Annotated in this window: 5 protein-coding genes and 2 pseudogenes; 1 reads left to right on the top strand and 6 read right to left on the bottom strand. The window is 40.1% G+C overall.

Annotated elements, in window-relative coordinates:
• Positions 1-28: 28 nt before the first annotated feature.
• A complete protein-coding gene (locus KQI_RS0124320; RefSeq protein WP_010349495.1) occupies positions 29-511 on the bottom strand; it encodes an SRPBCC family protein in 483 nt (160 codons plus the stop codon).
• Positions 512-745: 234 nt separating this feature from the next.
• On the opposite strand from KQI_RS0124320, the gene KQI_RS0124325 reads away from it, so the two are divergent.
• Entirely contained in the window at positions 746-1,663 is a 918-nt protein-coding gene (locus KQI_RS0124325; protein WP_010349496.1) for a stalk domain-containing protein, read from the top strand.
• Positions 1,664-1,785: 122 nt separating this feature from the next.
• On the opposite strand, the gene KQI_RS0124330 is transcribed toward KQI_RS0124325, so the two are convergent.
• The 5 genes and pseudogenes from KQI_RS0124330 to KQI_RS27295 all read right to left on the bottom strand — a co-directional run bounded on the left by KQI_RS0124330 (position 1,786) and on the right by KQI_RS27295 (position 7,331).
• Complete coding sequence (locus KQI_RS0124330) at positions 1,786-3,111, bottom strand: prolyl oligopeptidase family serine peptidase (protein WP_010349497.1); 1,326 nt, start codon at positions 3,109-3,111, stop codon at positions 1,786-1,788.
• Positions 3,112-3,208: 97 nt separating this feature from the next.
• Complete coding sequence (locus KQI_RS0124335; RefSeq protein WP_010349498.1) at positions 3,209-4,093, bottom strand: AraC family transcriptional regulator; 885 nt, start codon at positions 4,091-4,093, stop codon at positions 3,209-3,211.
• A 379-nt stretch (positions 4,094-4,472) separates the two neighbouring features.
• Positions 4,473-5,348 (bottom strand): annotated as a pseudogene (locus KQI_RS27290) (glycosyltransferase family 2 protein).
• A 588-nt stretch (positions 5,349-5,936) separates the two neighbouring features.
• Complete coding sequence (locus KQI_RS29445; protein WP_277813538.1) at positions 5,937-6,020, bottom strand: putative holin-like toxin; 84 nt, start codon at positions 6,018-6,020, stop codon at positions 5,937-5,939.
• A 170-nt stretch (positions 6,021-6,190) separates the two neighbouring features.
• Positions 6,191-7,331 (bottom strand): annotated as a pseudogene (locus tag KQI_RS27295) (IS3 family transposase).
• Positions 7,332-7,416: the final 85 nt, after the last annotated feature.

The raw sequence follows: 7,416 nt of genomic DNA on the forward strand, positions 1-7,416 counted from the left end.
TTCTATTATTAGCTTTCAGATTTCTAAATCAGCTATGGGTCATCATCTTCTTGTCGAGCAGATCAAGTACCATCGGCCATGCCTGCTCGTGTTGGTCCCTCGAATTTTGATCTGGAAAACCTGCGTGCGTTAAGCGAAGCTGTGTGCCATTTCCGCTGGGTTTAAGCTCAACGGTGAGCACCGTTTCATGCCCCTCTGTGCCCCCTTCCCCAGTAACCCAGGTCAATTCGATAAGGCGATCTGGTTCAAGTCTTAAAAATCTCCCGTAATGCGGATGACGTTTTCCCTCAAAATGCGTTTCGAAAAAGAAGGCTGTATTCACTCGGGCGTCCATTATGACTGTCCCTGGGGCTGCAAACCATTGGTCGAGCTGCTTGGTCCACGCTTGATACAGGACAACAGGTGACGCCTCCATTTTTCGTTCCACCGTCAGATGATGCGGCCTTTGTGAAATATCCGGCAAAGAAATAGGTAGTGTCATTTCATCTTCAATCCCCTCATTCAACAGCATTTTGATCCTCACAAGATCATTATACCCATAAAGAGGAAGGATAAAAAAAGCCACTCAAATGAGTGATATAACTAATTACCATCTGGAGACGCGCTCTGAGATATAATGATCCGTCTTACTTACTAAAGTTAAACTGATTCTTACTATAATGAAAATTTTTCATTTAAGTGCAACATTTCATAAATCTATTCCGTTTAGAAACATGAACAAACAAGTTGAAAGGGAGTCATTCAAATGAAAAAAACAGCAATTAGCGCAATCTGTGCATTTACCCTACTTTCTGCTTCACAAGCAGCCTTTGCCGCAGAACCTATTTTAATAGCCAAACCACCTGTTACTCAGGTTAAACAAAACAATCAGAGCCAATACAAAGTTATAATAAATGGCACAAAACTGGATGCGGGTAGTTTACATGCATATAAAAAAGGAAATGTTATTATGGTGCCACTGCGTGTAACAGCCAGTTCCCTTAACTTCAAAGTGCAACTTGGGGATAAGAAGGGAACTGTTGTTTTAGATAATGGATCAGTAAAAACAACACTAACGATAGGTACTGATAATTACTACGTTCAAAGCAGCCGTGCGATTGGCATGTCCGCTCCAACCAAATTAGGTGCTGCTCCTACAACTGTAAAAGGCAGCGTATATGTTCCAGTAGAAATATATAATATTCTTTTCTCCAACCCTAAGACGGTTAACGTTACCCAAAAAACAATTACTATTAATACACCTAATACACCACAAGAGGAAAATGTACAAATTCCGAATCCGCTCGTAGAATTTAAAACATTACAAGCTGCTGAAAAATCTGTAGGGTTTGCAACTTATGCACCTTCAACCCTTACTGATGAATACAAACAAGATTTGATTCAAGTCATTAGCAATTCAGTCGTTGAAGTTTTTTATAGCAATGGCAAGAATACTATTCGTTATAGAGTAGCCAAAGGCAGCGAGGATATTAGCGGAAATTATGAAGTGTATAGCCAAGTCTCCAAGAAGGATATTAATGATATCCACGTCACAATAAAGGGCAATAATAATGTGGTAAATCAAGCAATATGGACGCAAAATAATAAAAGCTATTCCTTATATTTGGAATCTGGCGTATCCATTGAAACTTTAGAAAAAATGCTGAAACTGCTGTCTGTATAAAAGTATTTATGAAGCAACTAGCCCCCCATCACTCTAACAAGCTGATGAGGGGCTTTAATATTAACGATGTACCTATGAAGCGTGTCGGACACGATGATCCGGAAGCTACATAGCTATGCTTTTCAGTCCAATGTTTTGGAAGCCAGCCATTCCATCATCGTTGTTTTCTTTCCGTTAATCACCTTCGATACTTCGTTGTTATACACGTAAATCCAGGACCAGTGGCCATTGTATTCATACGGTGTTTTGTCGCTCTTCTTGTACAAGCCGGAAGTATCCACTACATTATCAAATAACGACATATGGACATCCTTTGCTCCGGCATTCACCAAACGATTGTAAGTCGGAATCACATAATCGTTAGGCGGTACTATGGTGTCGGTTTTGGCAGCCACAAACCAGATCGGCAGGTTCTTCATTTCGTTAATTTGTTCATCGGTTATAAGGCTATCCTTCAAGGCTTCACACGCGACCACAGCTGCTGCAAAATAGTCTTTATAATCACGGATCATCAGCATCGTCATGTAACCGCCGTTGGAGTCTCCGCCAATGTAGATTCGATCTGTATCAATGTCTTTGTTCTTGGCCACATAATCCTTTATTAAGGACATCAATGCTTGCTCATACTTGGAGGTGCCGTCTCCGAAGCCTGTAAAACCATCCATCCAGTAGGTTGAAGTCTGAGGTGCCAGCACATAAGCCCCGTCAAAATAGGCTTGAATATCCTTGGAAGCAAAATTCACTGCTTTATTGCCGGAAATCGGAATCGTTGGATCTGTGCCACCCTCTCCCATACCGTGCAGCCAGATCACCAGAGGATTTTTCACTTTGTCTTTTGCCGGTGCATAGCCCGCATAGGTTAAAGTAACCCCGTCATAAGAAACTTTGCCAGTTGTAAATTGATCAACAAGCTTCCGGATCTCACCTGAGGAAGTATCAATCTTCAAGCCGGAAATCGTTCCTGATTGGGTTTTAATAGCTTTTTGCTGCGTGATCGTGTATTTGTTATCATTCCATCCGTTAACCCCGGAGACTGCATCATAATGAATAGCGGAGCCTAATGTTATGGCCGGACCGATCTCCATTTCCAACACAACGTAGCTTCCGTTTTTCTTTACAGGGTTGCCGTCTTTGTCCGATACATAGGCCTTGGTGATCTTCCGGTTGCCTTCCTCAAAAATGGGATTTACCAGCCTGCTATCGCTTCTTACTACATGCACCTTAAATGTATCCTTGGTTATCGCATCTTTAGGTATCGGCTTACCCAGGTTAACAATGATCTTCGTAATGGTTGCTCCCCAATCCTTAACCTCCGCAACCGTTCGATATGAGGCTGGCTGTATCTTTGCATCCTTAGCCCATGCACCAGAGCTGAAAGCAAGGGTCGTACCGACAGCCAGAGTTAATAACATCGTTGTTTTAGTAGCCTTTCTAAACCGTTTAAACATAATGTCTTACCTCCCAGATCCATTTGTAAAACGCTTACATTCTTTATTTTAATAATTTCTTTTATTTGCATCCTGTCTTTTATTAACCTAATTAGGGTCAATTACTGACTCCTTGCCCCAGCATCCCCCTTGTTCTCTTTCGATATTGATGTGGTGTCGCCTGATAAACCTTCTTAAACACTCTGGAAAAAGATTTTTCGTTCGGAAATCCATGCTCCAGTGCAATTTGGATGATGGAATGATCCGTATTCATAAGAACACGAAAAGATCTCTCCAGACGGATGGCATTGATATATTGAAATAGGGTCATGCCTACATGCTTGACAAAAAAACGGGACAAATATTCGGGAGATAATCCAAAAACCTGGGCTATGGATTCCAGGGATAAGCTTTGATCGTAATTCTCTTGGATATAATCGGTTATCAACGTCAGCCTCTCCAAATATTTATTGGAATTAAAGCCACGGATAGATTCGTTGTCAATTTTAAAATGCATTAATAAAAGATACACCAGTTTATAAGATAGCGACGTTAAATGGATATGTTCTAAAGGGTCATTATCCTGGTTGAGATAAGCCGCAAATAATGTGTTTAGCAAATCACGCAGCTCCGCAAATTGCTGCAATCTCTGCTCGTTGGTTTCAAAAATAGATATACAATCAAATGAAATGGGATTACTGCTGTTAACATTTTCTCTAATAAATCCAGAAGGAATCAGAACGGTTATAGCCTCTCTTCCTTCTTCCTTAGCCACAGAAAAGGAATGAATAGCATTCGAATTGATAAGCACAATATCTCCTTCTTTGGAGCTATAATTCGCGCCATCAATGTAAATATTGTCGATTCTTCCTGAAAGCACATAGGATATTTCTACGCTGTCGTGCCAATGCCTGGGTATGTATGCTGGTTCACTTGAGGCATGAACTATAATTTTTAACGGAAAATGATTGTCTGCCTGGACCAGCTCATATTTGTATTCCAAATTTATTGCTCCTCTCAGATGTGAAGATGAATAAGATGAATAAATAGAAGAAAATGGCTTCAGCAGAGTGCCGAAACCACTTGTATTTAACCTTCCACTCGCTCTAAACAAAAAAACCTAAGTATTACAAAATGCATAAGATCCTTGGATCTTACCATTTTGTTCCTTAGGTTTTGCCTCATAACAGTAACAATCCTGATGCTATTCATTTAACTAAGCTAAGTATATAGCGGGTTGAAAACTATGTCAACGCTTTCATTTTCGAAAAATTACCTCCGTATAGGAATTCGGTGATAACAATTCCTCCAAACAAAAAACACCCCACCAACTTAGCAGCAGGGTACCACCGATGCTTTCGGATCGCTTGTTGATACCCTGGTTAATATGGAATATGGGAGATGCACCGTGAAAAAGCCATGTTTAATAACTCCTGGTTATAAACCAGGTACTTACTATTTTGATCAAGCACCCAGTTTGTAAATCCTACAGCCTTAACGTAACTATTATAATCGTAGGCATTAATTTTAAACTCAAGAATGTCCAGCATAATCCGATTCTCTTCATCTGATAACTCCAGGCCCAGCTGGCTAAACTGTCTTTGTCGGATTCTCCGAGCGGTGGTATCTTGTATTGCTTTGTGCTGATTGGACACTTGTCCATTATGTTAACGATAATACAACAAGTTTATGGGAATGTTCGCCATTTGTACCTGAAAAGCTAATCGGTTCCACAGCTCATAGTCTTCTGCATGGGGATAGTCTCTATCATATTGAATGCCTAGTCGACGGATCATGCTGTTGCGTATTATTGTAGCAGGATGGCAGATACAGCAATGAAATAACAACCATGTTTTAATTTCCTCATGACTGGCCGGGTTCACCTTCATTGCTCCTCCACTGGTAAAAGCAGCACCGCATACATCAATCAGCGGATTTTGATCCATAAATGATATTTGTATAGCCAATCGATCTGGCGTAGAAATATCATCGCTATCCATACGAACAATATATTCACCAGTTGCCTTATTTAATCCTTCGTTTAAAGTAGCGACCAATCCTTGATTGGTACTATGGAAGATTTTAATCACTCTGAAGTCTGCAATTTGTGAAATAAGAAAGGCAGACCCATCTGTCGAGCCATCATCAATAATAATTAATTCAAAATCCGAATAGGTTTGAGCTAAAATACTGTTTATTGCTGCCAAAACAAAAGCCGCAGTATTATAAACTGGCAGTAAAACTGAAGCGCGTGGCACAATAAATCGCCTCCATTCTCTTATATTCATGTCCTAAATGTATGTATTTGAAATACATTTCGAAGCGGCTTCTCGGTAAGAAGGTCAAGGTCAATACTAGAAAAGAACTAGAAGAACAGACAATGAAATTGTCACTTTTAAGATTTAAGGGTGTCTCCATATCTTTCCTTCCCAGAAGAATATCGAGTTCATTCTCCCAAAGGCTTTTTTATACCAAATCAAGAAGATTATTTTTTTAGTCTCATTTATCATGTAAAATAAATTGAATATAGAACATTTTTCTAATGACTTATCCATCTTAATAGTGCTGCTTTGGGAGGAGATCGATTCTTACACATCCACAATATTTAATATTCTCTATCGCCCTCCATTTCCCATCGGCATAATAACCTTCGGTTCCCGTCTCATCCTTAGATAATGACTATAGACAACAAAGGTGATTTTATTGCCTGAATAAAATGAATGTGTTACCATAAGAATAGAAATAGGGATCGGTTGCACCCGATCCCCTGCACGACTTACCGCTATAAGAGCGGTCGGCAACTTTGAGGTTGATCTTGGAATAGACCGATTCCTCGCCAGGGCGGTCTATTTCCGTTTATGGAAAGAAAGTATCAGGATCACCAACGTTGCAAATTGAATCATCAACATTAGTGCGTCTTTAACTTCCATAGCATCACCTCCCTTCCGGGAGATTAGCTGACCGCCCTTTATAGCCGTCTTGTCGCACAATCCAGATTATACCACAAGTCCTCATATTGAGGGCTTTTTATTTTGTTCATTAAAAAGAGCAGCGAGGGTTGGTCATAGCCCTGTCAAGTAGACAGTAAAAAAGAGCGCATTTATGAGGCGGCCGCCAACCTGTATTCTTCAGGTGATTGGTCGCCTAGTTTTTTCTGGAATCGTTTATTGTTGTAGAAGCGAATATATTCATTAATCATAGCCTCGACTGCTTCCAACGTCTGAGGCTTCTCCAAATAGACTTTCTCGGTCTTCAGATGCGAGAAGAAAGATTCTATGCAGGCATTGTCATAACAATTTCCCCGCCGGGAATGACTGCCTTGTATGTCCTTCTTATTTAACAATGAAGAATAAGCCTTGAGGTGTACTGATAGCCTTGATCTGAATGCAACACAGCCCCTTTGCATCTAAGTTGTTCAACAGTTTCTTTGACCAAAATATAATCGTTCCTACGCGATAGCTTCCACGCCACAATCTCGTTATTAAACAGATCCATAACCGCAGAAAGGTACACAAATTCATTCCCAATTCTCACGTACGTAATATCCGTAACCAACTTATGAAGTGGCTTCAAAGACTCAAAATTACGCGCTAGAACGTTCTTGAAGATAGTAGATCCCTTTTTCCCATAATACTTTCTCTTTCGTCGTATGACTGAGCTGACACCCAATTCCTTCATCAAACGTCTAATCTTCTTATGGTTCATAATCAGTCCTTTTCTTCTAAGAGCTGTTTTCATCCTTTGATAACCAAAGTAAGGATATTGCTTATGTATAGACAAGATATGTTCTTTGATTGGAAAATCATTGTCTGCCTTCCGGTTCCCCTGTTCCTTTTTCCACTTATAGAATCCTGATCTTGAAACCTCAGCAAGACTACAAAGCAAGGAAATACTGTAGTCTGAAGCCATTTCTGATACTATTTCGTATCGAATCTGTTTATCCAACTTCCCTCCCCGTGTAGATTTGGATTGAGCTTTTTTAGGTATTCAACCTGCGCTTTCAAGTAGGCATTTTCCTCTTCCAGGCTGCTGAAGTTCTTCTTATTCCACTTCTGGCTTCGATCCTTAAACGCAATTCCCGCTTTATATTTCCTCACCCAATCCACTAATTGGACATCACTCTTGACCCCTGTCTTTTCAATAATTTGAGAGAAGGTTAATCCCTCCTCCAAATGCATAAGGACCACCTTTAATTTGAACTCTGGTGTATATATTTTAAACTTCTGTCCTTTAATGGCCATGACAAAATCCCCTTTAGAAAAATAGTGCCAGAACACATCATACATGTGCTCTTTTAACACTGTCTACCTAAAGGGGATAATATCA

The sequence above is a fragment of the Paenibacillus peoriae KCTC 3763 genome (assembly GCF_000236805.1).
GTDB classification, from domain to species: domain Bacteria; phylum Bacillota; class Bacilli; order Paenibacillales; family Paenibacillaceae; genus Paenibacillus; species Paenibacillus peoriae.

Coding starts and splice junctions, on each gene's coding strand:
- KQI_RS0124330 (WP_010349497.1), bottom strand. CDS start 3,111: ATGTTTAAACGGTTTAGAAAGGCTACTAAAACAACGATGTTATTAACT.
- KQI_RS0124320 (WP_010349495.1), bottom strand. CDS start 511: ATGCTGTTGAATGAGGGGATTGAAGATGAAATGACACTACCTATTTCT.
- KQI_RS0124325 (WP_010349496.1), top strand. CDS start 746: ATGAAAAAAACAGCAATTAGCGCAATCTGTGCATTTACCCTACTTTCT.
- KQI_RS29445 (WP_277813538.1), bottom strand. CDS start 6,020: ATGGAAGTTAAAGACGCACTAATGTTGATGATTCAATTTGCAACGTTG.